The sequence below is a fragment of the Methylobacterium sp. 092160098-2 genome, assembly GCF_028920805.1.
Classification (GTDB): domain Bacteria; phylum Pseudomonadota; class Alphaproteobacteria; order Rhizobiales; family Beijerinckiaceae; genus Methylobacterium; species Methylobacterium fujisawaense.
The window spans coordinates 115,099-139,747 of sequence record NZ_JAQPZJ010000002.1 but is presented as its reverse complement, the minus strand read 5'-3'; the positions used below and the strand labels follow the sequence as shown (position 1 = coordinate 139,747).

Genomic DNA, 24,649 nt, shown 5'->3' with positions numbered 1-24,649 from the left:
GAGCGCGCCTCGAGGGTGCTTTTGAGCGAGGGCGACGCGGGGACCGCGCGGACCGTGTTCCAGGTCCGCAGCTTCGCGATCCGGTTCCTCGTCATCTTCTGCCTGACGAGCTTCACGTGCGGCTTCGCGGCGTTCCTTCTGCTGCAGGCATTCTCGGCATCCGGTTCGCTTCAGACGGCCAACATCCTGCTCCTGGTCGTCTCTTCGGTCTCGACGGGAATGGTCCTCGGCATCCTGCTCTGCTTCCTGTTCATGGCCTGCTGGCTCGCGGGCCATGCCGACGAGGTCAAGAGCAACGGCGCCGTGGCCGCCGAGCTGTCCTACTGGATCCCGATGATCCTCGCCGCGGCGGCCGCCTTCCCGTCGTCCGCGCTGGGCTTCTGCTACGGTGTCGGGCTCAATCTCCTGTACGCCGTCTACCACGGTGCCGCGTGGCCATCTCTCGGGGACGCGGCCACGCCGGTGATCCTGAACCTGCTCCTGACGCTGCTCCTCTACAAGCTGTGGTCCTCGTTCAAGGAGCGCGTCTGAAGCGCGGCCGCACGACATCGGACCGAGGGTGTCGATCCGGCAGATCCGGGCGATGACGTCCCGGGAACGCGCGATGGTGGCCCGCCGCCTGCGCGTCACCCGCCGACCGCGCCTCGCCGCCCTGCGCGATGTCCTGGGAGCGACGGCCCTCGCCGGGATTGCATGCGTCTACGGCTACAGGTCCTGGCCGTCCCCGCCGGCGGTCGCATCGTGGTCCGGAGAGCAGGCTCTTCCGCCCGCCGTCTTGTTCGCGGCCTCGCTCCACTTGGTCCTCGGCCTGACGGCCGTCCTTCTCCTGCGCCAAGCCTGGGCCCGGATGTCGGCCTCGAGGGGTGAGGTGGGGCGGCTGCGTAGGGATCTGAGGCTCGGCATCGTGGAGGAGACCGAGCACCGGACCGTCCGTGCCCTGCTGATGGAGGCTCCCGACGGCTGGGTGGCGGCGCTGCTGGAGGACGAAAGCGGGACGACGCGGTTCGTCGAGGCGGTCCCGAGCGGGCACGAGGATGCCGACCTGCTCCTCGCCTTCCCTCCCGCGATGCTCCGCTTCGAGAAGGCGCTGCACTCGGGCCTGGATCTCATGGAGACGCGCGAGGGCCGGTTCGACGTGGATCCCGATGCCGTCGTCGTCGGAGACCGGCCGCCGGACCTTCCCGAGCACGGAACGGTGTTCCCGTTCACCCTGGATCAGATCGCCTCCGGATCGGTCGAGATCCGGCACGCCTGAAGCGCGCTTGCCCGTTGCGGCGGCTGCGGCGACACTGCCGCGACAACCCAGGATGCCCGGCATGTCTCCGAACCACCTCCTCGAACGCTGCGGCTTCGTCCACGATCCGGCTCGCGGCGGGATGGGGACCGCCGGGGAAGCGCCCTGGCGACGGATGACGTTCGAGCCGGCATGGGGCCGGGAAGGCGCTTCGATCGACCTCGTGATCGAGCCTCGCGATGGACGGGACTTCCTCGAAGCCATGGTGCACGGCGTGCCCGGCGGGCCGTTCGTCTACGGGACGTTCGATCCTGCCGATCTGGCCGTCCTGGCCGTCGCCCTGCAGAACACGCTCTGCGAAGGGGGCGACTGCCCTTCGGCGGCGCGGATGTCCGGACCCGCCGGCCCGGTGACGAACCCGTTCGCCAAGGACGACGGCTCTTGGAACTCCGAACTGGGAGCGGATCGCAGGCGACATCTCGACCATCCGGCCGGCCGGTGGGGGCTCGCCTATCATCGGTTCAGGGACGAGTTGGCCGCCCGGTTCATGGGGCGGCCGGCGGAGGCGCGTGCGACCGAGTATCTGGCGGCCGCCGGGTTCGCGGAGGCCGAGGGCGGGCTGAAGCTGGTCTCGCAGCCGATGCGGAGCTTCGACCACGAGGATGCGGCGGTCCGGGACGAGGCTTTGACGTTCACCGTCGTCGATGCGGATCTGGGCGGCGTGCCCACCGACGGCACCAGGCGGTTCGAGGTGCGCTCGTCCAGCGGGGCCGAGGGCATCCTGGACATCGTCTACCGGGCCGGCGACGTTCGGGACGTGCTCGCCTTCGTCGACGCCTGCAACAACGCGGTGATCGCGAACCACGGGTATCAGACCCCGGAACGGACGAGCTTCGCGCACGAGTGGTCGGGCATGGCCATCCACAACCCGTTCGGCGAAGCCAGCTACGGCGATTGGAACGTCGTCGAGCAGGGCGACGGCCGGATCGTGGTGGCGGATCCCTGGACCGTGTGGGGCTTCGAATACATCGCGTGGCGGGACGAACGCACCTCGGGCGTTCTGGCGGCGCGCGCGCAGCCCGACCACGGAACCGCCCCCCGCGCCTGAAGCCTCGCCTGTACGCGGCATCGCAGCGATCGACGCCGGATCGAAGGTGCCGGGCCCCCGCCCGTCACCCGAGGCGGCGCAGCCCCGGCCTCGTCCTCCCGGGCATGTCGAAGAGGACGGACCGGGCTTCGATTGCGATTTTCGTGCCCCTTCGACAGCTTTCGAGCGTCGAGGGACGCTCCGATGACACCGAACGATATCCTTCACCTTCTCGGATTCAGACTGACCGGACGTAGAGGCGAAAGCGCCGTCCAGTACGTCTTCAGGCCCCACGGGATGTCCCCGGAAGTCCGCCGCACGGATCTGCGCGTCGACGTCCTGCATAGGACCGGGGCCGAACCCGCCTACCGCGCCGTCGTGTCGATGAAGAACCGGGACCTGGTCTTCGAGACCTTCGACGTCCGCGACGTCGCCGCCCTGGCCGTCGACTACCGCAACTGGCTGGAGGCCCCGCACATCGTCGCGCGGGATCCGTCCCGCGCCATGCCGATCCCGGGCGGCCTCGTCTCGATGCCCTTCCACTCGGGCGACGGATCCTGGGTCGCCGGCGTCGGTGCCGACGGCGTCGAACGTCTGCGCGACCCCGCCCTGCGCTGGGGGCGTCACTACGAGGCGTTCCGAGACGCATGGTTCGCCGCCTGCATCGGCAAGCCGCTCCAGGCGCCGCCGGACGCATACCTCCGGGCCGCGGGCTTCGTCCCGGACGGGGACCGCTACCGGCTCGTCAGCTATCCCTCCCAGCACCGGCCCGGCGCCACCGTAGCGGCGCGTCTGCGGCCGCTCGTGTTCGACCTCTTCGTCGTCGCCGACGACGAGGGTGCACCCTTCCACGTGGTCGAGACGTCGGGCGGTCCGGGCATCCCGGGTCGCGTGCAGCTCGGTTCGGGAGACGTGCGCGACATCCTCGCGTTCGTCGTCGCGGCCGAGAACAGGACGTTCGACGAGGACGGCCCGCAGGTCCTGGCATTCGAGCGGACGATCGACCTGCCCGGCCATGCCTACGAGGTCCGCAATCCGTTCGGCCGACCGGAGGACGAGCGGTCGTGGCGCGGCTGGTCGGACGATGTCACCCTGCAGCTCGCCCACCCGGCCGAAGTTCTGGGGCACACCTACATCCAGTGGCGCGACCGCTGGGCGGCGGACGTTCTCGCCCACGGCGCACCGATCCCATGCTCGCGGGCTGCCGAACACCTCCATACCGACGTTCCCGTGCTGTCCCACGGGAGGGTGCGGCTGGCGGGAGCGACCACTGGCGTGTGCACCTTCGAAGGTGGCGAGCCGCAGCCGGTGGCGGTCTTCGAGACCGGCGACGCGGATTCCCCGATCCTCATGGGACGCGAGGTCCTGCGCGCGCGCATCGAGGCCCTGACCTCGTCCGAGCAGGCGCTCGCCGAAGCCGGGATGCCGCTGCCCGCGGCCCCGGCAGCCGGCCTCGACCTGGAAGGCCTGCAGGCGGTCTCCGAGATCGAGCTGCGCCTGTCGCCGACCCCGCTGTTCGGCTGAGGCCCCCGTGCCGGAAGCCGCCTTCGAGAGCGACGACGTCGACGAGCTCAGGGACAGCTATCTCGGCGGAGGCTGCCATGCGCTCGCCCTCGCGGTCGCCGAGCGGACCGGATGGGATCTGGCGGTCGTCTGGGCCGCCAAGGGCCGCAGGACCGAAATCGCCCACGCCGTGGCGGTCGTGCCGGGCGACGAGGGACTTTATCTCGACGTCGGAGGCATCCGCGGACTTCCCGAGATCCTGGACGATCTCCAGATCGACCCGGACGAGGAGGAGGCGGTCCTCGAAGGGCCGGTGGGCCCGGAACGCATCCACGCGCTGACCCGCGGACGGCACGCGCACCGGCGCTTCTGCGCAATCGGTCCGGAGCTCGCGGAACACGCGGCCGAGACGGCCGACAGGATCGTCGAGGCATTGGTGACCGCGCCAGAACCGGGTCCGCTCCTCGGCCCTGATCCTTCGCCTGGGAGGTCGGACCGGACGAGGCCGGGTCAGGCCTGCCAGGTCTTCGTTCATCATGGCCGCCGGCGCTCGGATCCGTTCCTTCATTCCGGATCGGAAGCGTGGCATGCTGACGACCTCGCGCCGAGCGCCGATGGACGGCTTTGGCGGATCGGCCGGGACCCCAGATGAAGCTCTTCCGCGTAGAGGTCATGATCGAGGCCGCCGGCGGCAGCCGTTGGCACGACGGACGGGCGTTCCTGGCCGTGGGCGAAACGGCGGAGGAGGCGGCGCTCCGGGCCATGGACGCCTACCTGCAGGACAACCCGCGCGATCTGATGCCGGTCGGCGCGATCGCCGAGGAGATCGAGGGCATGGCCCATGCCCTCCCGATGGCCGTCGAGGCCGTTCTCAAGCCCGACCTGAAGAAGCTGGCCAGGAGAGACGGTTGGGTGTCCTACGAGCCGGCCGCTCCGGCCCCTCGGCCATAGGCCACCGGCCGCCTGTCGCGATCGGCGGCTGCGATCAGCCTGAGCAGCGGGTGAAGGGCTGGCCGTAGAGATGCCGGAGGGCCGAACGTGACCGGTCCTGGTAGGTCCCTGGCGCGTTGTTCGCCAGCGAGACGACGCCCGGGCTGCCTTCGGCGTTGATGGTCAGCGCCGTGTCGTCGAACGGGTTCTTGACGGATCCGCGGGCCGCCGGACGGTCCACCAGACTCGCCGAGTACTCCTTCCGCGGATCGGTTGGGGGAGCGATGTCGCAGTTCAGGGCGCAGAAGCTCTCGACGTAGAGGGTCCTGCGGCGCGCGCCCTGCAGGACGTCGACGCGGTCGCCCGCCAGGACCAGCCTGGGGGCCGCAGGAGCGGAGCAGCGGCCGGCCAGAGCGTACGTGCCCGCGTCGCGGGCCGGGATCTCGTGGGGAGCGGCGATGGCTGTCCCGGCCGACGCGCACAGAAGCAGGGCGGCGCGCACTCGCATGGGATGCCTCCTCAATACTTGCCGAGCCTGCAGCCCGGATCGAGCCTGATGTCCTTCGCCGGGTAGGCGCCCATCCGGTAGACGACGTATCCGCGCTCGCCGTCCTGCATCTCCCAGCCCATGAAGTCCTCCCTGGTCCCCTTCTCCCTGGGGTAGCCGCAGATGCCGTCGGCGGCCCCCATCATGCACGACCGGCGGATGTACGTGCCCGAGCAGTCGCGGGCGGAAGCAGCGGAGGACAGCGCCAGCAACGCGGCACCGGAAATCATGACGAGGCGAGCCAGCATTGGGCAACCCTGGATCTGTGTCGGGAGGAGGACGGAGCCGCGGCGGGCGCTGCAGCCGTGGAAGTTGGATCTGGTAGGTGCGGGCACGGGACGCGATCCGCTGCCGAAAGCTTCAGGCGCCGACCTTCGCGGGGGACGGGTACGCGCGAGCCCGCCCCTGCCAGTATCCGAGCAGACGTTCTCCGACGTCGTACCCCGCAGCCTCGGCGAACTCCGGACGGCGCGCGACCACGGCCGCGAAGTCGCGGATGGCCTCCGTCTGCGCTGGGGTAAGATCCCGCGTCCGTGGCGAGAACCTGTCGTCTGGGTACATGCCCGCACTTGCTTCCGGATCGAGCGTGACGAACAACGATGACATGACGTCACCGGCTTCGGTCCCATGTCTCAAGACCATGGTCATCCAGGCCGGGAGATAGCGTCGCCAGAGGTCGGGACCCATCAGAGCGAAAAGCCCACCGATGTCCCTTTCGTTAGACAGTTCCAGCGTCTCCAGACTGACATCCCGCCACGAGTCCAGCGACGCGACCGCATCCGGAAGTTTCTGCGGATAGAACGCACCGGCAAAATCCCCGAACGAAATTGTGCCGGATCTCTCGTCGGGGAACGAGTTCTCAATCTGCAGGATGACGGCCTCGCTCACTGCATCAATCCCGACATTCTCATGCATGTATTGTAGCCGTCCCACATCTGCTTGATGGCCAGCAGGTGACCTTCGTTACCACCTTTGAAGCATGCGTCCTCGCGCTTTCTGCGGGCAGCGGCGCAGCGCCGGTAGACGAGTGCCTTGACCCCAAGCTGGAGCTTGCTGTCCAGCTGCGTGCATTTGCTGACCGTACCGTGCTTGCATGCGTCGTCGACGACACTGTTGAGCTTGTCGTAGAAGTCCTCGTGGCAGAAGCCGGGCGGGTTGATGTCGCCTTCCGCTTCCTCCTTGCGGGCCTTGTTCAGGTCGCGCGCCGGGGTGGCATCCTTGTTCAGGAGCATCCCCGTGCCGATCGCCGCTCCCGTGGCCAGCACCGCTCCGCACAGGAGCTTGTGCTTGAGACAGGTGGTGGCCCCGAGCATCGCACCGGCACCGACCATGGCAGCCGCAGCGGCGGACTCCGCCGCGGCCTTCGATGCCGGAAGACTTGAAGCCGATGCCAGAGCGAACACGGCAGCTATGTGGATGGCCCGCATCGATGTCTTTCAGATCAGATGCGGTACGGTACCGGGGACCTCCGACAATACCCTTGAACGGTTGCGGATAATTTTAACGATCGGTGGCGCGTCTACCTTCTTCCGTCAACGATCGGCGGCTCTCGAGATGACCGTCGGGCATCTGACCGCCGAACTCTGCATGACGTCGATGGATGCGCGATGCGACGGATCGCATCGTTCCTTCCGACCCCGTCGGACGCCTCAAGGGCGCGGCGACGGCGCGTGCGCGGCGACATCTTGCGGCGAGGACCATCCGTGCCCGGGCGCCCACGCGCGCTCCGGTGCGTCCCCGCGCGCCATGGCGGCGATCTCCATGACGAAGGGCCGGATCTCCTCGATCACCTCTCCGAACGGCGACGCGTCCTTGATCTGCTGCTTGCGAAGGAACGAGCTCCAGCCCCGCTGCCCGTCGGACGCCACGAAGGCGGGGTCGAACGCGGCCGGCTCGGCGGTCGGGATCGCCGTGCCGCGGTTGCCGAAGGTGTTGCGGAACGCCTCGGCCGCGACGGCACCTTCGAAGCCGAGCCTGCGCGAGAGCTGGCGCACGTCGTAGAAGTCCTTGAAGCGGGAGATGTGCGTGCCGAGGCTGACGATGGCCTCGAACTTCTCGGCGAGCATCGTCTCCTTGCTGTAGACGAGGATCCTGGGTGCGGACATGCCGCCGAGAACGGTCGGGTAGTCCATCATCACGGCGCCTGGCGTCATGGCCTGCCCGTGGCTGATCTCGATCTTCAGCGGTATCCGCGCGTTGCCGATGCGGGCCTCGCCCATGATGCGGGTCCCGGGTTCGTCGGACGCCTCGTTGATGACCGAAGCCTGGAAACTCGAAGGAACGAACTCGACGGCGTCGTCCGCCGCCGGCACGATCGACGCGATGTGTCGGATCAGGTCGAGAGCCTCCTGGGTCGACAGGGGCTTCACGCCGAGCATGTCCATGTCCTTGGTGGGCCGGTTAAATGTGCCGGTCGCCGCTATCAGCGCCATCGCGCCCTTCAGCACGAGATCGTCCCTGTGTCCGGACGCGGCGAGGCGGTCCAGGAAGCGCTCGAACACGTATCGGCGCATGACGAGCTCGTTGGAGATCCCGAGCTTGTTGGCTTGGTTCTGCAGGAGCGAGCGGCGGCTGGCGGAAAGCGGCGACATGGATCAGGCTCCTGGTGCGGTCGGACGCGGGATGGCTTCGCGGACTTCCTCCGCGAACCTGAGGAAGGGCTCGACCGTCCGTCGGCAGCCCAGTTCGTCGGCGAGATCCCAGAGGCGGTTGATCGGCCCGTGGGCGTCCCGCAGGTAGTCCGTCAGCGCCTTGGTGCCCGGCTCGTCGCCCAGCTTGCCGCGGTACCGGAGGAGGTCGATCACCGTCCGCGCGACGTCGGTCGCCCGGATCTCGACGCCCATGACGGTTCGCACCTCGACGCCGGGCGTCAGCGCCGCTTCCGGCCAGAACACTGTCGTGACCGGGACGGACGGCCCGACCGTGACCTGTCGGCCGACGCGGGCACGATCGACGGCGTACCAGACCGAGGACGGATCCTCGTTCGAGACGTTGTGCAGGTGGGCCGCGCTGCCGAGGCAGACGACGCCGCCCGGGTGGGCCAGGGACACCGCAGCGAGATCGATGTTCTCGACCGCGTCCTCCCAGCCCCTGAAGTAGATGCCGCGGGCGTACTGCACGAGCGCTTCGGCCCGGACCGCCCGCGAAAGCTGCGTCGAGTGGATTCCGGCCGCCGTGAAGTCGGCCGCCGTATGCAGATGCCCGTCAGCGACGACGGCCGCGATCCTGTCGAGCACGCCTTCAGCCATCGGCACCTCCCATGTGTGAAACCGATAGCAGTCTAGCGCATTTGCTATCGTTTTCACACCGAAGCCGACCTGCGTGGTCGCCTGTCGTGTGGAGGTGATAGCAAAATCTAGGATTTGCTATCGCCACGACACAACCCCATCGCCGTCAACGTGCCGCGGAATGCGTCCGGCTCCTTCGCTGCGATCACGAAGAGCGTGCGGGCGAGGCCCGAGGGCTGACCGTCGTCCCGCTCCCACCGCGCGAGGTCGGCCACGCGCACGCCGAAGGCCATCGCGAGGCCACGCCTCGAGAGGCCGAGCGATCGCCTGACCGCCCTCACGTCGAGCTTCGTCCGCTCGGCCAAGGCTCGGCCCGGTACCGGAAGCTTCAGGATGAGAGCTGACATCGGCGGCCATACCGGTTGAGCGTGCGCTCGTTCATCGGCCATCTTCGCGGAAGGAGCCGAAAACGACAATTGCGAGAATGCGGCCGAGCGTCTTCATCGAATTTCCACCGGACGGCCCCATCTTCCGCAGATGTGGAAGAATGCGCTTATCGGCATGGCCGCCGCCACGATCATCACGGCCGCGACCGCGCAGGAACGGTCGTCATCCGATCCCGGACGGTCGAGCGATGCCCGTCCCGATCCTTCGGGGACCGGGCGCACCTGCCCGCCCGCTACGACCTCTTCCGAAGTCGTTCTGCCGGACGGGACGCGCGCGAGGCTGAACACGGCGGACTGCGTCGAGACCCAACCCAGGAAGCAGTGACACGGGGTTCACCTCCTCTCGGATCCATGCGATCTCGAAGGAATGATCCTGCTTCGTCTCCTTCTCGCTGCGGCTCTGGCGGCCTACTGCTCGTCCTGCGCCGGCCGGCGCTTCGAACAGTCCGGGCTCGGCCGGGCTTCGTTCGCCTCGCTGGAGAGCCGCGACAAGCCCGCGCCGGCCGGCAAGGCGGCGCCGACCGACGGATCGGGGGCTGCGAGCCTCGTCCACCGCGTCCGGATCGACGTGCCGTTCGACGGAAACGACGCCAGCCGCATATCGATGCCGGGCTACACGCGCGTCGTAGGACAGGGCAAGATGGTGCTCAACATCGGCACGCTGCATGCCCAGGGCGAGGTCAGGCTCGTGCCCTTCACCGAATACGCGAAGGCCAGATACCGGGTGCTCTTCGCCGGCCTGCGCTGCTTCACCGATCCGGACAAGTTCGTCGAGACGGACCCGCGGTATGGGAACTACCTGCGCAGGGCTACGATCGGCCAGGACGGGAGCTTCGCCTTCGACAAGGTCTACCCCGGGCGCTACTGGGTGGAGGCGACCTTCGAGAACGCCAACGTGCTCGACAAGGAGTACCGGCCGCAGACGTGCATCTCGATCGGGTCCGTCGAGGTGCCGGACGGGGGCGACGCGGTCGTCGACTTCTCGGCCGGACCCGGCATCTGACGCCGAGATCGTTTCCGGCGCGCGCCGACACGAGGATGAAGTCGTGAAATCGCTGCTCAACGACGCGATCGCAGGCACTCTGGCTGAGACGGACTACTTCGGCCCCGAAGGGCCCGTGCCGGCGCGGGTCGAGTACGGACATCCGAAGCTCGCCCTCGTCACCGGCGAGAACGCTTCCGGGAAGAGCTTTCTCGTCCGCGGCCTCGGCCAGAAGATGCGCGGCGCGCACCCGAAGCTTGAGATCCTGGCGGTGACGATGAGCCTGCGCTCCGAGGGAGGCTTCTCCCGCGCGGTCGTATATGGAGATGAACAGCGTGAGTCGTCCGGGCGGATCTCGATCAAGGCTGTCCTGGCGGGCATGTACGCATGCCGGGAGCGGCACCACGATCACGTTCTGATCCTGGACGAGCCCGACATCGGCTTGGCAGAGAGCTACGCCGGGGCGCTCGGCGCCTATCTGGCCGCCTTCGTCGAGGACATGCCGGTCCGGACCCTCGGCGTCGTCGTGGTGACCCACAGCCGCCCGCTGGTGCGCGGCCTGCTCCCAGCCGAGCCGGCGTCAATTCGGGTCGGCGACGATCCCCGTCCCTTGGAGCAGTGGCTCCGCGAGGGGCCTATACCGCGCGGGATCGAGGAGATCGAGGCGCTGGCGGAGCGTGCCGCCGCCACGATGCGCGGGATCACCCGCGTGCGGAACGCTAGATCCGAGGCGAAGCAGGCTTCCGGTCCCAGGCCCTGAACGACGGGTCGGTCAGGCCCTGCGCCGGCGCCTGTCGTCGGAGACGGGGCGGCCGGCGATAGCCTGGACCGCCGAGCAGAAGGCGTTCTTGAGGGCCTCGCGCATCGCGGCGTCCGGCACGTGGCAGACTCTAAGGGCCACGGTCGTCGCCAGCGTCTCCTCGGCGATCGGGATGCCGGCGTCGGATCCCAGCCGGGCGAACACATCCGCACGTTCCATCAGGGCCTTGGCGGCTTCGAGCATTTCGGCGTCGCTGGCGCCGGCGCAGGCCCAGGCGATCGCCCTGAGGTCGGACACGCAGCGCCGACCGCCCCCGAAGCCGGGCACGATGTGCCGAAGCCGAAGAAGGTCGTCGATGCGTGTCGACAGGCGGTTCATGTACGAGACATGACCGAAGGAACGGATGCGCGCAATCCGGGGCAGTGCGCAGGCAGTTTGCGCCTTGCGTCGCTCGCGGCCAGACTTGGTCGAAAGGGGCTGCGCCCGGGAAGCTGGAAGCAAGGAACGGCCATGACGCCCGAGAACATGGATCTTTCTGAAACCATCAGAGTTTTAGTTGATAAAGGCGCACTATTCGTTGCCTGCCACAGTGGAGGCAAGGACAGTCAAGCCCTCCTGGTAGTATTGAAATCAATAGTTCCGGCCGACCAGCTCCTTGTTCTACATGCCGACCTCGCGGAAGTCGAGTGGAAAGGAACGCTCGAACACGCGAAGAAGGATGCGGGCAACCTTCCGTTCCGCGTCTGCAAGAGCGAGACCAAGACCTTCCTGTCGATGGTCGAGAAGCGAGGCATGTTCCCGGATCCGCAACGCCGCCAGTGCACGTCCGACCTCAAGCGCGGCCCCATGGAAAAAGCGATCCGCCATTACCTGAAGGAACCCGGCAACGAACACTTCCGTCGGCGCGGCCTCGTCGTGAACTGCATGGGCATGCGCGCCGAGGAGTCGGCCAGCCGAAAGAAGCTGGCGCCGTTCAAGCTGAACGAGAAGTGCAGCGTGGCAGGCCGCGAATGGTACGATTGGCTCCCGATCCACGACATGAAGCTCGAACAGGTCTGGCGCGTCCTGCGCGAGGCCAATCGCGACCTCCACTTCGCGTACCGCCGAGGAATGTCGCGACTTTCCTGCGCCTTCTGCATCATGTCGTCCGAGCCCGATCTTCGCACGGCCGCCGTCCACAACCCCGAACTCTTCCAGAAGTACGTCGAACTGGAGCGCAGTCAGGGCCGCAGCATGCTGATGCCCAAGAAGGGCCTGCCGCAGTTCCTTGAGGACGTCGTCGGGATGTCGGTCGAGGAGGTCAAGGCCGCCATGCAGCGCCGCGAAACCGGCGAATCCCATCACGTTCGTATCGAGTCGGAGGACGACAGCACCTACATCGACGTGCTCGATCCTTCGTGCGCCCACGAGCTCTTCCATGCGCGCCTTGGCGAACCGAGCAGGGAGAGCTTCCTTTCGGGCGAACCGGCCTACCTTCTGGAGGACGGCGAGGTCCAGGTCTACCTGACCAGGGAGGAGATCATCTCCCTCATGGCCGGCACGATGCCCGTGGACGACATCGACCGCATTGAGATGGCGAAGGGCCCCCTCTTCACAGCGAGCGAGATGCGCATGGCGATGCTGCCGTACAGAATGCCCCCTGCGCCCTCGATGGAGGAGGCGGCGGACTACGCGATGCCGTGCGCGGCATGACGGGCGAGTCGCTCGGGAAGGCTGCGGAGCAGCTCGGACGCGTTCTCATCCTGGTCGAGCGCTGGGGCGAGCACCTTCCCCAGCCCGACGTCGACCTTCTGGCGAACGCCGTCCAGGTCTACTCCAACGATCGGAGCCGGGCCGCCGCCGATGCGGCCCGGCACGGCGATCCGGACGAATGCGACGAGAGGGAGATGCTCCGCGATCGCCTCTTCGCTGCCTTGAGACGGGCGGACGTCCTGGAAGACATCAGCTATCGCCTGGACGAGTTCTTCGAACGCAAGCCCGACGTCGAGGCTTCCGACGAGCTCACGTACCTTCAGAACGAGCTGCAGCTCATGCGGGCGCTCGACCTGGGCATCCGGACCGTCGGTGGATCGGAGTTCGACCGGATCCTCGACGCCTGGGAACGGCTCGATCCGAACGAGATCTTCAACTACGGGATTGACGACAGCCTCGCACGCACACTCGCCCGCATGGTCCCGGTGGCGCAGGCATGGCTTTCGCTGACCGCCGAACTGTCCGACGCGTCCGCATACGTGGCCCCTGCCCTATCCGACGAGAGCACGTCGCCGACCCCACGCGGCTGAAGGCGTCTGGCTTGCCTCGATCGCGCGATCCGGTCATCGTTCCGCTCCCATTCCTTCCGGAAGCCCAGGCATGTCCAAGGTCTCGCTAGCCGTGCTCGCCGCGACGAAGGGCACGATCCACGTGCACGTCGCCGTCGAACCGGGGTCGGCCTTCGGCATCTCGTTTCCCGCTTCCGAGCTCACGGCCAACCTCGCCTCGTTCGAGCGTCTGTTCCAGGTGTCGCCGAGTACCCGACGGGAGCGGAACGGCCACGTCTGGACCATGCGCCGGCTGATGGATGGCTGGAAGGCGGCGCCTTCGGAGGGTCTGAGCCCCGAGGCGCTCGCGATGTTCGAGAAGGCGTTCGCCAACGGCTGCGTCTGGGATGCGGTGAACGATGCCGCCGATCCGGACGGTGCACGCGGCAGGATCCTGAACCGTCTGCGCGCCGGGCTACCGGCGCACATCCGTGCGATCTCGACGCCCCGGGGCACGCTCGTCACCCGCATCCTCGACGGCGACCCCGGCGACGCGGACGACGTCGATTGGACGGCGGCTCACGGTGCCCTTGCCCCCGTGGTCGGGATCGAAGCCGCCGATGCGGCCGGCCCGATGGCTATTCCCTGCTGAAGGCGCTCGAATCCTGCCGGCGGGCGTTTGCCGCATCGGTCGATCAGTTGATCGAGCAGATCACGCTCGACAGCTTGCGGTCGCGGTACTTCGTCGTCAGGCCGGGGGCGAAATAGTCCGCGCTGGTCACGTACAGGAAGGGCTTGCCCTCGACGTACGGCGAGACGGGGATGCCGTTGCGGCGAAGCATCTCCGTGACCTGCTTCTCGTCGCCGACCACGGTGATCCCGACATGGATCGGCGGGGCCGTGCCCGGGCCGCGGCTGAAGAGCCTCCCCCGCTGGTTCCAGCCTTCGACCGTGGTCGCGGTCAGCCCGTGGAAGACGATGGGCGTCCTGGGCTCGAAGCTTGGGATGCCGTCGCCGACCTGGGCGGGCTTGGCGCCGATCGCCCCGGATTTCTGCAGCGCTTCGAGCACGACCTCCGGTTTGAAGCGGCCGTTGCATTCGAGGGCACGCACGAAGCCGTCGACGGCGTCGTCGCCCGACGCGGCGGCCGACGGTGCCGCGGACGACGCTACGGCCCCACCGCTCCATCGGACCGGTTTGGCGTTCGGGTCGCTCCGCCGCTCCTTGCCCCACAACCCGTCGAGGTACGCGGCGTCGGCCAGCACGACCGAGTCCACCTTCGCGACCTCTCCAAGCTTGCGCTTGCCCGACCGGATCCCGTCGATCTCAGACTTGCGGACGAGCGAGATGAAGGTCACGACCGCGCCCGGCACGCCGGCGATCTCGTAGGAGTTGGCGGTGCCGATCCCTTCGGGGGTCTCGAACATCGTCCTGGAGGCGTAGGAGAAGCCGTTGCTTCCCATGATGCGTCGCAGGTCGGACAAGGTGGTCTCGCCGAAGGCAACCCCGGGGAAGTCCGTCGGGCTGCCGGGCACGCGCCCGCCCCAGCTCGACTCCAGGTAGACGATGCGGCCGTCACTCCGGCGGGCCGTCACGGCCAGGTCGTTCCCGTCCGGGAAGGTCCACCGGCGCATGCTGAACGGACCCATCTCCTGCGTGGCCGCAGGCTTGAGGCCGAGCGTCGCCGTCTTCGAGAGGTCGTCCTGCAGCGAGAGGCCCGACATCGATTGGGCCCTCGCCGGCGCCGTGCCGGCGCATAGGACGAAGCACAGCAGCAGCGAGGTTGCGGAGAGGCGCATTCAGGGATTTCCGGTGGTCGGGCGCGTAGCCCTCTCCCGGCAGCATCCCGCAACCATGGGTCGTCGTCCAGACGGACCGCGACCCATGGTATTCCGACGATTAACGAATTCGGCCCTTCGCGTACCCGCTTCAGGCCGAGGGTGCGCCACCCGGCGCAGGCTCCTCGGGAGCGGCCTTCGGAGCCGGAGATAGCCCGGCGGCCGGCACGTTGGCCTCCAGGCGCTTCCGCGATCCCCGTTTGGTCAGGCGCACCCGTGCCTCACCCTTGTCCGGGTCCACCGAGACCACTTCGGCCTTGGAGAACGCGATGGAGTTGACCTTCACCTCCTTGAAGACGGCACCGACGTGGACGCGGCCGCTCTCGATGGCCTCGCGGTTCGACCTCAATCTGTCGGCGGCGTCCACCCTCTGCCGCGCCAGATAGATCTCGTAGCCGAGGACCCGGTCGTAGACCGCCTCGAAGGTCGGAGGCTCACTGAGATTGTCGTGCTTGCTGCCGACAGCTATCTCGCCGAGGCCGTCGCTGAAGGCTACGTTGTAGAAGACGTGTTCCCGGCCGTCGCGCTCATAGCTCCTCCTGAGCGTCGCCCAGGTTCCGCGTGGGGCCGCCTTGACCTCGGCCTCGACGGCTTCCCGGGCCAACCTCTCCTGAGGGAGGCCGTACGGAATCTCGCGGATCCCGAGATGGTTGTCACAGACGGGATCCTGAGCGTCGCATTGACCCCTCACGAACGCCTGGACCTCCTTGTCATAGAAGAGACCCTCCGACTTGGCAGCGCTACAGGCGGACTCGAGGGCATTTTGAAAATTCAGAACGTCGTCCACGGTCGCTGCTCCCGCCAAATCCATTCCTTTGATTGCGGCGACCGTCGAAAACGGCAAGCGTGCGGATGACCGGACGACTTCCACGAAGGCGCACCAAGACAGGGGGGCGCCCGACCGGTCCAGAACTCCCGACCGGATCGCGGACAACCGCCGGAAGGATTCCGCGGCGCCACCGAAGATGGACCGCAGCGGAATGTAGGCCGCCGAGGTCTGCCTTCGTATTTGTACAAGGTCTTCGGCAAGGGCGACAGGATTCGAACCTGCGACATCCGGATTTGGAGTTCGGCGCTCTACCAGCTGAGCTACACCCTTGCGAAAGACCCTGTACCTACTTCGAGTTCTCCATCTGCGTGAGTGTCATCAAGGTCCTTTGCAGGGGCGGCAGGAATCGAACCCGCGACATCCGACTTTGGAGGTCGGCGCTCTACCAATTGAGCTACACCCCTGCAAAGGACCCTGTCTTTGATCGCGTCCTTTCCGACCGCGCAAAGAAAAACCCCCGTGACCGCTAGGTCGCGAGGGCATCATGCAGGCATGAAAAACCCCCGGACCAGAAGATCTCGGGGGCGAAATGAGGAGAAGCTGCTACGACGTGCGTTACAGACCCACCCGGTTGCCACCGAGAGTGAACTTGGGTCGCCAGCGATAAGCCGACACGAACGACACGATAGAAGCTCCTGATTGGGATCGGACCCGCTATAGGGCCGAAGACACGGCGAAGGCCCGCCGTACATGGGCTATGCCAGACGGCTGGAAGGCGTGTCAACGCCTGTCGACGATTTTCCGACCTTCATTTTCGGCAGATCTTGTCGCCATTCGCCAAGCCGCCACTCGTCGAAACACGATGCGACGCCCCCGACGCGCGTGCTGTGCGCTTGCGACGCTGCGCGGTAGCATGCCCTGAACGAAGGAGCCGACATGACGACCCCAACTCTCATCGAGATGCGCCGCGAAGCTGCGGATCGGAAATTCCAGGAATTCGACTTCGGATCGTCCCAGGTCGAGGACGTGGACGGCTGGGAGTACGAGGGCCATGGCGACGAGATGACCCGGACGGTCTATTTCGCGCCGCTCGACGATCCCTCCGCCGACACCCAGCGGGGTCACTTCACCGTCCGCTTCGTTGTTGAATCCGCCGCGATCGAGGAGGCCTACGGTGCGCTCGGCGGGGCTATCTTCGAGGACAAGGTCGAGACCTCGGCACCAAGACCCTGATGGCGTCGGAAGGCTTGCTTTCGAAGGTGCTTGGAAAGGAACGGAATCCGGGTCAGGGTGTGGTGGTCAACGGACAGCGGTCGCCTCATATCCGGGCGCTTCCGCCGAAGGTTCCGTTTCCGACGGAGAGACGGAACCCGCCTCACGGCAACTCCTTCGCCAGGTCCCGGTCGGTACCTTTTTGCATCACGTCGCGGCACAGCTCCTGCGAGCGGCATGGAAGCGGAGGCCGTGCCGATGGTCGTGCGACCGAGACCCGGATTGTTCGAGCTGCTGTTCGCGGTGCGCGGATCGATCCTGCCGAAGGTCTGGCGGAAGATCGCGCTGGTGGCCGCCGTCTCCGCGGCCGCGGTCCTGGTCGAACGCCAGCACCCGTCGTGGTTCCCGTCCGCCATGGGCATTGGGCCCTTCACGCTCATCGGCCTCGCGCTGTCCATCTTCCTCGGATTCCGCAACAGCGCCAGCTACGACCGCTGGTGGGAGGCGCGCAGGAACCTCGGCAGCCTGATCGTCGAAGCGCGAAACCTCTCGCGCGTCCTGCCGGTCGTCATGCCCGACCGGCACAGCAGCCGGCGCTGCACCAGGAGGGTCTGCGCCTTCGCGTACGCCCTCCGAGCGCGGCTGCGCGGCGGCCCGGCCCACATGGCGGCTGCGCCCTGGCTCGTCGTGAGAGAGGCAGTCGCGATCCGTGATGCCCCCAGCCCGGCGGATGCGGTGCTCGTCCTCCTGACCGACGAGATCTCCCACTGGCGCCGAGAGGGCTACATCGGGGACGTCGCGTTCTCGATGCTGGAGCAGAAGATCGGCAACCTCGCGGCGATACAGGCGGCCTGCGAGCGGATCCATTCCACGCCTCTGCCGTACGCCTACACGCTGCTCTTCCAGCGGACGGCCTGGCTCTACTGCCTGTCCCTGCCGTTCGCGCTGGCTCCGTCGGTCGGATGGGCGACGCCCATCGCGGACACGATCATCGCGTACACGTTCTTCGGCCTCGACGCCCTCACATGCGAGATTGAGGAGCCGTTCGGAACGGAGCCGAACGACCTTCCGCTCGACGCCCTGATGGCCGTCGTCGAAGGCGCCGTCCAGGCGGCGACCGGGGAGGCCCTGCCGAGCGCGCCGGCCGCCAGAAACTATCTCCTCACCTGACGGGTGCCGGGGCGAACGCAGGATCCCGTCAGAAGGACCGGGGAGCGGAGGCAGGTGCGACCGCCGGGGCAGCATCGGTCGACGCAGCGAGCGCAGGCGCCTCCAGCCGATCGCATTCCGACAGGTCCGGGTGGTCCCATTTTCCGACGAGCCTCTCGATGACCTCCAGTGGCACCGGATGCTCTCGCTCGCGGTTGCGGCGGAGGAGCTCGCGGAAGGGTGCCTCCAAGGCGACGATCCGGATCGCGAACCCGTAGTCGAAGGCGAGGCCGATCATCTTCTCGCGCAGATCGCGGGTCACGCCGGTCGTATCCCAGACGAAGGAGGTCTTCGCCCTGAGATGCGCCTTCGCAGCCTCCTTGCCGGCTTCGAGCACCGGGCCCTGCGGCTTCTCCGGACCGATTCGGAGCGCACGCCTGATCTCGTCCAGCGAGATCACCGGACGGTCGCCGGCGTTCCGGCCGATCCAGGTCGACTTGCCCGCACCGGGCAGCGCCGACATCAGGACGATCTCGGGGCGGTCTCCGGGGGCGCCGATAGGGAAGCGTGGATCCAAGTCTCCCCGCCGCGACAGGTAGAGGAAGCGCTCGCGCTCGCCGGCGAACGGGAACGGGGCGTCCAGGCATTCGTGCTCGGCGGCGATCGCGCGGTACTCCTCGACCGCGAGTTCCATCATGTCGCGGTCGTCGCAGATCCTGCCGCGCGCGTCAGCCCGGGCCAGGATGGCGAGCAGCCGGTTCCCCGACGAGAGGCTCTGGCCGGCGACGATGCGGCGCGCATCCTCGTAGTCGCGCTCGTGCAGCCAGAATGGCGTCTGGTGGCGCGCGATCAGCGAGCAGACGATCTCCCGGAGCCTGGGCTCGAAGTCCTGCCTCCAGAGGATGCCGCGCGCCATCACCGCGCCCGCCCGGGAGTGGCCGTGATGATGGATCCGCTCGACCCCGTCGACGATCTCGGCGGAGGCCGTCGCGGGCTTGGCGACGTCGTGGAGCAGGGCGGCGGCGAACGAGGCCAGCCGCAGATCCTCCGGCAGGCCGCGCCATTCGGGGTCGGCGACGAGCTCCTCGGTCACCATCCGGACGTGGGTCCAGACGTCGCCCTCCCGATGGTGGATCGGGTCGTGGGAGGCACCCCGGAGCGCACGGATCCAGGGATAGGCCGCGTCGATGCCGTCCCAGTCGAGGGACCAGGCGGACTCGGACGGCAGGAAGTCGGCGATCGCGGTCACGGCCTGGGCCTTTCGGATACGGCAGGGCCGTCGAGCCAGTGCAGCGTCGGCGCGTAGATGTCGGCCCCCGGCACGAGCACGTTCGGCACGATCGGCCGGCTGTGCCAATGCTGGTCCGCGTCGGCGATCTTCTGGATGAAGTCCCGGCGCACGAACTTGAACCGCTCGACGACGCGGCCGTCCTCCTCGATCTTGATGTAAAGCCCCTCGGCCGCGCGGGTCGGCTCGAAATGGTGGACGTTGCGTTCCGGATCGAGCCCCTCGCGACGGATCGATGCCTCGAGCGAGTTCCGCCAGTCCTCGCTCTTGTAGAGCGAGGCTTCCGTCCACTTGAGGTCGCGGCCGGCCTTCGGATCTTCGCGCACGGTCACGGGGGACAGGAGGTGCTCGAGCGAGATCGCCGGCCCGTCGTAGATCACGGGCACGGAGACCACGGGCAGATCCTTCAGGAGCGCGTGGCGCTCGTCGGTGCCGATGAAGGCGTCGATCGACCGATCGAAGATGTCGAATTCGAACCACCAGTGGGGTAGGCGGTCGTAGAAGCTCGAGTGCCCCGCGTAGCACCATTCCCCGAAGGGACGGAACCTGTCGCCCATGACGCCGAGCAGGGTGTCGTTGTGGATCGTCAGCCAGTCCTTGAAGCGGTTCCACTGGCGCTCGCGATGTATGTCGCGACGGGTCAGATCGATCAGGTGACCGCGGGATCCGGCGAATGCGTCCCAGGACTCGTTCCAGCCGAAGCGCGTGTTGCTGCCGTCGACCTTCTCCTCCACCACCATGCGGCGGCCCTTGAAGCGTGCGATGTCGACGACCTCCAGGTCCTCGTCGCCCTTCTGCAGGCCGCTGCCCTTGATGTGCCGCGTCCGGGGATACTTGAGATACTCGTCCATGGCTCGGCATCCTGCCCGGAGACGAACACGCGTCATCCGGCTCGTGTGTTGGGCGGACGGGCAGGAGTTGCGGGACGTCCGGGCATCGCGTCCGCTGAAGGCGCTGCCGAACCGGGATGGAACGGAGACTTCGTGCCGTCGGCCGTGTCGGCCGGGCGAGTCCGTCGGAAGCGGCGTATCTACCGCGCCGTTGCGCGGAAATCCATTCCTTGGGACTGGTGCCTTCGCGGATGGTTGAGAACGGGTTTCACGGGCGCGGCGACTGTGTGCTGGAAGGCTCGAACCCGTCGGTCCGAAGCAGGGCGACCCCCGCGACGAACGCCGGACCGGAATGACCGGCCTCCCGGACCTCCTGCAGAAGCTCCTCGAGTGCGGCGCGCAGTTCGGCGGCCGAGATGGGCCCCGGGTGGGACCGGATGATCTCGACGGCACCCATGGCGTCCAGGAAATCGTCGAAGCACGGCGCGGAGGCTTCTGCGGCGGCCAGAGCCCATCGGGCCTGGAACTCCGCCTCCGCCTGGGTCACGCAGGAGAACCTGCCGACGTAGTCGCTGCCGTCGCCGTGACGGCCGAGCACGGCGTAGCGGTCGACGTCGCCCTCAAGCGACGCGCCCACGATCGAACATTGGGCGGCGAGTTCGTCGACGAGTGTCTGGGTGCGGGTGCCCCCTGCGCCGGGCGACGTCAGTTCGCGGCGGACCGCTTCCCTGCAGGCATGGACGCACGTCTCCCTGACGATCTCGACGAGATCCTCCGCGGTCGCAACCTCGGCTCCGTCGCCGTCGACCAGGACCTCGACCGTGTCCGGCCCGCCCTGCGCAGCGAAGCGCGGGTGCTTTACCTGGAACTTCAGCTTCTGCGTCACGGCTCGCTCCGGGGCTTCGCTCCCCGGAGGCTGGCATGCGCCTCTGCAAGGCGCAAAGGAGCGCAGCCGCTCCCTCAGGCGGCCATCCGCCGATCGTACTCGGCGCGCATCCGTTCCTGCTGGATGCCGGAGACGACCGAGACCGAGGCCTTCTCGAACAGCTGGGCGTAGGCCAGGCGGCGCTCGGTGGGATCCTCGGAGTGCGCCGTCACGGCAGGGTCGACGATATCCGTCATCAGCGCAGCGGTGGAGGCGTGCCTGACCGGTGTGCGCCAGTCCGCTCCGTCGTCCATCCGGTCGAGAAGCTGGCGGGCGATGTCCGCGAAGATCGTCCGGTAGTTGTCGACGTCGTCCGTCGCACGATGGAGCCGCGAGACTATGCCCTCCACAAGTGCCTGACGGGCGAGTTCGTCGTGCTCGAAATCCATGAGGCTGCTCCCTTTGCAGGCCGTAGGTAGCGTGATCCGGATGGTCGGGAAGTCGGGGATGGGCCGCCGGGGTTGGCGTCCGACGGTGGTCGCGCCCGGGGTCGGCCGATCAGCCGTCCTCCGCCTTGATCATCCGGCAATCGGCGTAGTCCGGCCGCTCGCGGGTGTTGAGCCTCGCTTCCCGGTATCCCTTGTCCTGGGATGCGACGCGGAAGATGAAGACGGTCTGTTCGGCAAGCGGCCTGTCCTTCGCATCGAAGGCCACGCATGAAAGCTGCACGGAAACCACCTTGTCGGAGAGGTTGATGGCCCACGCGATGATGGTGGCGCCCCTGTCGTCGACATCGGACCGGATGATCCCGCCTTCGACCTGCGGGTTGTTGGGCGCCTTGAAGTCCTTCGCGGCGGCCGGCGCGACGAGGGCGACCGAGGTCGCCAGCAGTGCTGGGATGATGCGCACGATACCTCGCGGTTGGACGTGGGACGGCTTAGCCGTGATGCCGGTCCTTCGCCAGACGGGACCGGCGGGAAGGAACCTAGTGGCAGGCGAGGATCGACACGGGCCGCCGGATCTCCGGAACCGCGCCCGAGGCCGATGCCGCCTCCATGATCTGCGCGTCGCGTAGGAAGCCGGCGCCGCCTATGCGCTGCGTGCCGCCCAGCGACGAGGTCACGAGCAGGTCGCCGTCGCGAAGGCGCAGCACGTCGACGAGCCCTCCGCGTGCCCAGGATGCAACCACGGCGACGTGCTGGACGACGGAGCGCTTGGCTGCGAGTTCCAGCCCCGACCCCAGCAGCTCGGGGATGCCGACGTCGCTGCCCGGCCCCGCCCAGCTGCGTCGGGCCCGATCGGCCCATTCGATCGACGTGGCGTCGGGCACGGCGTCCAGAAGGATGTTGGTGCCGACGTTGTAGGCGTCGCGCGCGCGGTCGGCCTGGGCCGCGCAGACGACGAAGTTCGGCTCCCACGCGAGCGTCGGTCGGCGTTTCGCGCGCGGCAGGGCGGCCAGGGCCGCCTCGGGGCCGAGTTCGGCGCACCTTCGCGCCAGCGTCAGCCGATCCCTCGGGGTGCGCGGCAGGCCGCCGATCCCCCTGTAGCCGCGGTCGACCGCGAGGGACAGGAGACCGCCGCCCCACGTGGCGGCGATCTGCTCGGCCACCACGTCCGGATCGTAGGGGCCCGGACGGTTGTAGACGGTGACGACGAACACAGCCGCCATCCCGCCTCCCTGAAGGGGAGCGGTGTCGATCCGGCGGGCGAGCAGGTTCCGGAGCGCATGGTCGCCTGCACCCGGGTTGGCCGCCCTGAGACGGTCGATGTCGGAGAAGTCGCCCGCTTCGATCAGGGCGTCAATGAAGGACACGGCCCTGTCGGACTGGTCCGTCTGGAACATGGTGCCGATCTCGGTTGCGAGATCGCGGTCGGCGAAGGCGCTCATCCTTCCTCGCGGTTGTGGCGATTCGATTTCATTGCTTCGCATTGCCGCATGAAGGGATCGTTACCCGCCCGCAATTTGTGCGCAGGTGCGAGATTTTCGGCAGAGCAGTACCTTCCAGGACCTTGCCATGAAGGAATGAAGTAGGTTCTATCGCTAGGATTGATAACGGAGCGTCAACCATGTCGGGAATGCCGGGTTCCTACCGGAAGGGTCTAGGGCTTTCGGTCCTGGGCGGGATCGTGGCCAACATGCTGTTTTCCGGCGTGGCGTCGGCTCATGTGAAGTGGTTCTGCGCCTACGACATGACGGGCAGCCCTCGGGATCTGGACCAGGTCCTCTGTGCCGATTTCGAGAAGCTGGTCGGCCTGTCGCTCGCGGGCCTCCTGCTCGGATGCTTCGCGGAATGGTCCGTCCTCGGCGAGCCGATCACCCGGGCCCTCGACCGCGCGACCTCCTGGGTGCGGGCCAACATCGACGTCCTCTTCCGCGGGACGGCCGCCTTCTTCCTGATCTCGGCCTGGAACGTGGGCGGCGTGATCCTCACGCCGGAGCTGAAGACCGACCTCGGCTTCATCTCCTGGATCCAGCTCGCGATGGCCGCATGCCTGATGTGGCGTATCACGATGCCCCTGACCTCAATCGGCATCGTAGGGCTCTTCATCTACGCGTTGACGAAGTACGGTGCCTTCCATCTCGCGGACTACCCGGTGTTCCTGGGCGTCGCCGCCTACCTCGCGCTCACCGGCCTCGGCCGCAATTTCATGGGCGTCCGCCCGCTGGACATCCTGCGCTGGACGGCCGCGGTCACCCTGATGTGGGCGTCGATCGAGAAGTGGGCCTACCCGGAGTGGTCGTTCCCGCTGCTCGATCAGAAGCCCTCCATGTCGTTCGGCTTCGGCTCGGAGACCTTCATGGTCGCCACAGGCGCCGTCGAGTTCGTGCTGGCCTTCGCACTGGTTTGGACGCCTCTGGTGCGCCGCGCCGCGGCGGCGGTGCTGATCGGCATCTTCGTCTCGGCGGTGTTCGAGTTCGGCAAGATCGACGCGATCGGGCACGCCCTGATCGTGGTGGCGCTCCTCGCCATCCTAGCCGACGACGCGAAGGCGCCGGTGCGGGTCCGGCACATGGCGATGGCTCCCTTCGCCTACGCCTCCGCCCTCGCCTTCTTCCTCTTCATCTACTACGGCGCCCACGATGCCGTGTACGGGGTCGTCGCCTCCCTCGTCGGCAACACCGCCGTGAATTGAAATCCGTCGGGTCCTCCGACGCCGCTCCGGCCGCTCCTTCCGGGAGCGGCCGTTTTCGTTCGAGCCTTCAGCGACGACCCGACCAGCGCGAGCATTCCGCCAGGAAGGCCCTGACGGCCGGCGAGGCCTTCGGCAGCGCCATGGCCACGCCCTCGACGCCGTAGCGGATCGACCCGGCGCCGAGCATGTCCCTGACGGGGCCCAGGTCGGGCGAGACCACCGAAACCTGTGTGACGTCGTCCATCTCGTTGAAGGACCTGCGCCAATTCGGCATCGTGTGACCGGTGTTGTCGGTGATGAAGTTCGCGTCGATGCCGGGCTCGGGATCCTTCGCGCGGAGGTCGACGGGCCACGCGACCATCTCGACGCCGCCGGCCTTGCGGCACGTCATGAAGAACCGCTCGAAGGACATGGATCGCCGCTCCGGGTTGCGCGCCTGGAGACCGAGTTTTGGAGGCTCGCGGCCGTCGGACTGCGAGACCGTCCAGACGTGGGATCTGCGAAGGTCGTCGGCCATGGCCGGAACGGTCGGAACGAGCGAGACGAGCGTAACGGCCAGGGCGACGCGTGCGATGGGCGACATGGTGCGGGGACGATCCGGACGAAG

General features: G+C 67.6%; 31 protein-coding genes and 2 tRNA genes. 14 read left to right on the top strand and 19 right to left on the bottom strand.

All coding sequences use genetic code 11. The features are described 5' to 3' along the window. The first annotated feature begins 15 nt into the window (after positions 1-15). The 6 genes from PQI07_RS25930 (at position 16) to PQI07_RS25905 (ending at position 4,775) form a co-directional block, all read left to right on the top strand. The gene (locus tag PQI07_RS25930; RefSeq protein ID WP_274928907.1) at positions 16-531 is read left to right on the top strand and encodes a hypothetical protein; all 516 of its coding nucleotides are present in this window, start codon (positions 16-18) and stop codon (positions 529-531) included. Positions 532-583: 52 nt separating this feature from the next. Then, positions 584-1,255: a hypothetical protein gene (locus PQI07_RS25925; protein WP_274927915.1), complete on the top strand. Its 672-nt coding sequence runs from the start codon at positions 584-586 to the stop codon at positions 1,253-1,255. Between the two features lie 61 nt (positions 1,256-1,316). Next, complete coding sequence (locus tag PQI07_RS25920; RefSeq protein ID WP_274927914.1) at positions 1,317-2,342, top strand: hypothetical protein; 1,026 nt, start codon at positions 1,317-1,319, stop codon at positions 2,340-2,342. A gap of 276 nt (positions 2,343-2,618) precedes the next feature. Continuing rightward, positions 2,619-3,845: a hypothetical protein gene (locus PQI07_RS25915; RefSeq protein ID WP_274927913.1), complete on the top strand. Its 1,227-nt coding sequence runs from the start codon at positions 2,619-2,621 to the stop codon at positions 3,843-3,845. Positions 3,846-3,852: 7 nt separating this feature from the next. Then, positions 3,853-4,476: a hypothetical protein gene (locus tag PQI07_RS25910; protein WP_274927912.1), complete on the top strand. Its 624-nt coding sequence runs from the start codon at positions 3,853-3,855 to the stop codon at positions 4,474-4,476. After that, positions 4,473-4,775: a hypothetical protein gene (locus PQI07_RS25905; RefSeq protein WP_274927911.1), complete on the top strand. Its 303-nt coding sequence runs from the start codon at positions 4,473-4,475 to the stop codon at positions 4,773-4,775. Before PQI07_RS25910 ends, PQI07_RS25905 begins: the two co-directional genes overlap by 4 nt. 34 nt (positions 4,776-4,809) lie before the next feature. Here PQI07_RS25905 and PQI07_RS25900 read toward each other — a convergent pair whose 3' ends face one another. The 7 genes from PQI07_RS25900 to PQI07_RS25870 form a co-directional block, all read right to left on the bottom strand. Then, positions 4,810-5,262, bottom strand: coding sequence for a hypothetical protein (locus PQI07_RS25900; protein WP_274927910.1), 453 nt, complete (start codon positions 5,260-5,262; stop codon positions 4,810-4,812). A gap of 11 nt (positions 5,263-5,273) precedes the next feature. Then, positions 5,274-5,636 (bottom strand): hypothetical protein, encoded by a 363-nt coding sequence (locus PQI07_RS25895; RefSeq protein WP_274927909.1) that lies wholly within the window; start codon positions 5,634-5,636, stop codon positions 5,274-5,276. 25 nt (positions 5,637-5,661) lie between these two features. After that, positions 5,662-6,189: a DUF6714 family protein gene (locus tag PQI07_RS25890; protein WP_274927908.1), complete on the bottom strand. Its 528-nt coding sequence runs from the start codon at positions 6,187-6,189 to the stop codon at positions 5,662-5,664. Further along, complete coding sequence (locus PQI07_RS25885; protein ID WP_274927907.1) at positions 6,186-6,728, bottom strand: hypothetical protein; 543 nt, start codon at positions 6,726-6,728, stop codon at positions 6,186-6,188. Before PQI07_RS25885 ends, PQI07_RS25890 begins: the two co-directional genes overlap by 4 nt. Positions 6,729-6,950: 222 nt before the next feature. Beyond that, positions 6,951-7,892, bottom strand: coding sequence for a nucleotidyl transferase AbiEii/AbiGii toxin family protein (locus PQI07_RS25880; protein WP_274927906.1), 942 nt, complete (start codon positions 7,890-7,892; stop codon positions 6,951-6,953). A gap of 3 nt (positions 7,893-7,895) precedes the next feature. Further along, on the bottom strand, positions 7,896-8,549 hold the full coding sequence (locus PQI07_RS25875; RefSeq protein ID WP_274927905.1) for a type IV toxin-antitoxin system AbiEi family antitoxin domain-containing protein: 654 nt from the start codon (positions 8,547-8,549) through the stop codon (positions 7,896-7,898). Positions 8,550-8,656: 107 nt separating this feature from the next. Next, entirely contained in the window at positions 8,657-8,935 is a 279-nt protein-coding gene (locus PQI07_RS25870; RefSeq protein WP_274927904.1) for a helix-turn-helix domain-containing protein, read from the bottom strand. A gap of 406 nt (positions 8,936-9,341) precedes the next feature. Here PQI07_RS25870 and PQI07_RS25865 point away from each other — a divergent pair, with 406 nt between their 5' ends. Then, the gene (locus PQI07_RS25865) at positions 9,342-9,977 is read left to right on the top strand and encodes a carboxypeptidase-like regulatory domain-containing protein (RefSeq protein WP_274927903.1); all 636 of its coding nucleotides are present in this window, start codon (positions 9,342-9,344) and stop codon (positions 9,975-9,977) included. Between the two features lie 43 nt (positions 9,978-10,020). Next, complete coding sequence (locus PQI07_RS25860) at positions 10,021-10,716, top strand: ATP-binding protein (RefSeq protein WP_274927902.1); 696 nt, start codon at positions 10,021-10,023, stop codon at positions 10,714-10,716. Between the two features lie 12 nt (positions 10,717-10,728). Here PQI07_RS25860 and PQI07_RS25855 read toward each other — a convergent pair whose 3' ends face one another. Next, a complete protein-coding gene (locus PQI07_RS25855) occupies positions 10,729-11,094 on the bottom strand; it encodes a hypothetical protein (protein ID WP_274927901.1) in 366 nt (121 codons plus the stop codon). A 9-nt stretch (positions 11,095-11,103) separates the two neighbouring features. On the opposite strand from PQI07_RS25855, the gene PQI07_RS25850 reads away from it, so the two are divergent. The 3 genes from PQI07_RS25850 (at position 11,104) to PQI07_RS25840 (ending at position 13,608) form a co-directional block, all read left to right on the top strand. Then, the gene (locus PQI07_RS25850; protein ID WP_274927900.1) at positions 11,104-12,408 is read left to right on the top strand and encodes a phosphoadenosine phosphosulfate reductase family protein; all 1,305 of its coding nucleotides are present in this window, start codon (positions 11,104-11,106) and stop codon (positions 12,406-12,408) included. Continuing rightward, a complete protein-coding gene (locus PQI07_RS25845; protein WP_274927899.1) occupies positions 12,405-12,998 on the top strand; it encodes a hypothetical protein in 594 nt (197 codons plus the stop codon). Before PQI07_RS25850 ends, PQI07_RS25845 begins: the two co-directional genes overlap by 4 nt. A gap of 70 nt (positions 12,999-13,068) precedes the next feature. Next, positions 13,069-13,608 (top strand): hypothetical protein, encoded by a 540-nt coding sequence (locus tag PQI07_RS25840; protein ID WP_274927898.1) that lies wholly within the window; start codon positions 13,069-13,071, stop codon positions 13,606-13,608. Between the two features lie 43 nt (positions 13,609-13,651). Here the strand turns inward: PQI07_RS25840 and PQI07_RS25835 are convergent, their stop codons facing one another. The 4 genes from PQI07_RS25835 to PQI07_RS25820 all read right to left on the bottom strand — a co-directional run bounded on the left by PQI07_RS25835 (position 13,652) and on the right by PQI07_RS25820 (position 16,027). After that, positions 13,652-14,755 (bottom strand): hypothetical protein, encoded by a 1,104-nt coding sequence (locus PQI07_RS25835; protein WP_274927897.1) that lies wholly within the window; start codon positions 14,753-14,755, stop codon positions 13,652-13,654. A gap of 130 nt (positions 14,756-14,885) precedes the next feature. Continuing rightward, entirely contained in the window at positions 14,886-15,581 is a 696-nt protein-coding gene (locus PQI07_RS25830) for a hypothetical protein (protein WP_274927896.1), read from the bottom strand. Between the two features lie 239 nt (positions 15,582-15,820). After that, a tRNA-Trp gene (locus PQI07_RS25825) sits at positions 15,821-15,893 on the bottom strand. A 61-nt stretch (positions 15,894-15,954) separates the two neighbouring features. Beyond that, positions 15,955-16,027 (bottom strand) — tRNA-Trp (locus PQI07_RS25820). 472 nt (positions 16,028-16,499) lie between these two features. On the opposite strand from PQI07_RS25820, the gene PQI07_RS25815 reads away from it, so the two are divergent. Together PQI07_RS25815 and PQI07_RS25810 are read left to right on the top strand one after the other, a co-directional pair. After that, entirely contained in the window at positions 16,500-16,796 is a 297-nt protein-coding gene (locus PQI07_RS25815; protein ID WP_274927895.1) for a hypothetical protein, read from the top strand. A gap of 237 nt (positions 16,797-17,033) precedes the next feature. Continuing rightward, positions 17,034-17,945: a bestrophin family protein gene (locus PQI07_RS25810; RefSeq protein ID WP_274927894.1), complete on the top strand. Its 912-nt coding sequence runs from the start codon at positions 17,034-17,036 to the stop codon at positions 17,943-17,945. Between the two features lie 28 nt (positions 17,946-17,973). Here the strand turns inward: PQI07_RS25810 and PQI07_RS25805 are convergent, their stop codons facing one another. The 6 genes from PQI07_RS25805 to PQI07_RS25780 form a co-directional block, all read right to left on the bottom strand. Beyond that, on the bottom strand, positions 17,974-19,173 hold the full coding sequence (locus tag PQI07_RS25805) for an AAA family ATPase (RefSeq protein ID WP_274927893.1): 1,200 nt from the start codon (positions 19,171-19,173) through the stop codon (positions 17,974-17,976). Then, positions 19,170-20,063, bottom strand: coding sequence for an RNA ligase family protein (locus tag PQI07_RS25800; protein ID WP_274927892.1), 894 nt, complete (start codon positions 20,061-20,063; stop codon positions 19,170-19,172). Before PQI07_RS25800 ends, PQI07_RS25805 begins: the two co-directional genes overlap by 4 nt. Before the next feature lie 247 nt (positions 20,064-20,310). After that, the gene (locus tag PQI07_RS25795; RefSeq protein WP_274927891.1) at positions 20,311-20,928 is read right to left on the bottom strand and encodes a hypothetical protein; all 618 of its coding nucleotides are present in this window, start codon (positions 20,926-20,928) and stop codon (positions 20,311-20,313) included. 74 nt (positions 20,929-21,002) lie between these two features. Next, positions 21,003-21,356: a hypothetical protein gene (locus tag PQI07_RS25790; protein WP_274927890.1), complete on the bottom strand. Its 354-nt coding sequence runs from the start codon at positions 21,354-21,356 to the stop codon at positions 21,003-21,005. A 109-nt stretch (positions 21,357-21,465) separates the two neighbouring features. Further along, positions 21,466-21,816 (bottom strand): hypothetical protein, encoded by a 351-nt coding sequence (locus PQI07_RS25785; protein WP_274927889.1) that lies wholly within the window; start codon positions 21,814-21,816, stop codon positions 21,466-21,468. A gap of 76 nt (positions 21,817-21,892) precedes the next feature. Beyond that, entirely contained in the window at positions 21,893-22,795 is a 903-nt protein-coding gene (locus PQI07_RS25780) for a hypothetical protein (protein ID WP_274927888.1), read from the bottom strand. A 179-nt stretch (positions 22,796-22,974) separates the two neighbouring features. Between PQI07_RS25780 and PQI07_RS25775 the strand changes: the two genes are divergently transcribed. After that, positions 22,975-24,042 carry a hypothetical protein gene (locus tag PQI07_RS25775; RefSeq protein WP_446720985.1) on the top strand — a complete coding sequence of 356 codons (1,068 nt, stop codon included), beginning with the start codon at positions 22,975-22,977 and terminating at the stop codon, positions 24,040-24,042. 67 nt (positions 24,043-24,109) lie between these two features. On the opposite strand, the gene PQI07_RS25770 is transcribed toward PQI07_RS25775, so the two are convergent. After that, positions 24,110-24,625 carry a hypothetical protein gene (locus PQI07_RS25770; RefSeq protein WP_274927887.1) on the bottom strand — a complete coding sequence of 172 codons (516 nt, stop codon included), beginning with the start codon at positions 24,623-24,625 and terminating at the stop codon, positions 24,110-24,112. Between the last annotated feature and the right edge of the window lie 24 nt (positions 24,626-24,649).

Excerpts from the sequence above, each read along its gene's own strand:
- PQI07_RS25865 (WP_274927903.1), top strand. The coding sequence starts at position 9,342 with ATGATCCTGCTTCGTCTCCTTCTCGCTGCGGCTCTGGCGGCCTACTGC.
- PQI07_RS25775 (WP_446720985.1), top strand. The coding sequence starts at position 22,975 with ATGTCGGGAATGCCGGGTTCCTACCGGAAGGGTCTAGGGCTTTCGGTC.
- PQI07_RS25810 (WP_274927894.1), top strand. The coding sequence starts at position 17,034 with ATGGTCGTGCGACCGAGACCCGGATTGTTCGAGCTGCTGTTCGCGGTG.
- PQI07_RS25840 (WP_274927898.1), top strand. The coding sequence starts at position 13,069 with ATGTCCAAGGTCTCGCTAGCCGTGCTCGCCGCGACGAAGGGCACGATC.
- PQI07_RS25915 (WP_274927913.1), top strand. The coding sequence starts at position 2,619 with ATGTCCCCGGAAGTCCGCCGCACGGATCTGCGCGTCGACGTCCTGCAT.
- PQI07_RS25835 (WP_274927897.1), bottom strand. The coding sequence starts at position 14,755 with ATGCGCCTCTCCGCAACCTCGCTGCTGCTGTGCTTCGTCCTATGCGCC.
- PQI07_RS25880 (WP_274927906.1), bottom strand. The coding sequence starts at position 7,892 with ATGTCGCCGCTTTCCGCCAGCCGCCGCTCGCTCCTGCAGAACCAAGCC.
- PQI07_RS25850 (WP_274927900.1), top strand. The coding sequence starts at position 11,104 with ATGACCGAAGGAACGGATGCGCGCAATCCGGGGCAGTGCGCAGGCAGT.
- PQI07_RS25920 (WP_274927914.1), top strand. The coding sequence starts at position 1,317 with ATGTCTCCGAACCACCTCCTCGAACGCTGCGGCTTCGTCCACGATCCG.
- PQI07_RS25870 (WP_274927904.1), bottom strand. The coding sequence starts at position 8,935 with ATGTCAGCTCTCATCCTGAAGCTTCCGGTACCGGGCCGAGCCTTGGCC.
- PQI07_RS25885 (WP_274927907.1), bottom strand. The coding sequence starts at position 6,728 with ATGCGGGCCATCCACATAGCTGCCGTGTTCGCTCTGGCATCGGCTTCA.
- PQI07_RS25800 (WP_274927892.1), bottom strand. The coding sequence starts at position 20,063 with ATGGACGAGTATCTCAAGTATCCCCGGACGCGGCACATCAAGGGCAGC.
- PQI07_RS25780 (WP_274927888.1), bottom strand. The coding sequence starts at position 22,795 with ATGAGCGCCTTCGCCGACCGCGATCTCGCAACCGAGATCGGCACCATG.
- PQI07_RS25905 (WP_274927911.1), top strand. The coding sequence starts at position 4,473 with ATGAAGCTCTTCCGCGTAGAGGTCATGATCGAGGCCGCCGGCGGCAGC.
- PQI07_RS25925 (WP_274927915.1), top strand. The coding sequence starts at position 584 with ATGACGTCCCGGGAACGCGCGATGGTGGCCCGCCGCCTGCGCGTCACC.
- PQI07_RS25855 (WP_274927901.1), bottom strand. The coding sequence starts at position 11,094 with ATGAACCGCCTGTCGACACGCATCGACGACCTTCTTCGGCTTCGGCAC.
- PQI07_RS25815 (WP_274927895.1), top strand. The coding sequence starts at position 16,500 with ATGACGACCCCAACTCTCATCGAGATGCGCCGCGAAGCTGCGGATCGG.
- PQI07_RS25790 (WP_274927890.1), bottom strand. The coding sequence starts at position 21,356 with ATGGATTTCGAGCACGACGAACTCGCCCGTCAGGCACTTGTGGAGGGC.
- PQI07_RS25845 (WP_274927899.1), top strand. The coding sequence starts at position 12,405 with ATGACGGGCGAGTCGCTCGGGAAGGCTGCGGAGCAGCTCGGACGCGTT.
- PQI07_RS25900 (WP_274927910.1), bottom strand. The coding sequence starts at position 5,262 with ATGCGAGTGCGCGCCGCCCTGCTTCTGTGCGCGTCGGCCGGGACAGCC.
- PQI07_RS25770 (WP_274927887.1), bottom strand. The coding sequence starts at position 24,625 with ATGTCGCCCATCGCACGCGTCGCCCTGGCCGTTACGCTCGTCTCGCTC.
- PQI07_RS25875 (WP_274927905.1), bottom strand. The coding sequence starts at position 8,549 with ATGGCTGAAGGCGTGCTCGACAGGATCGCGGCCGTCGTCGCTGACGGG.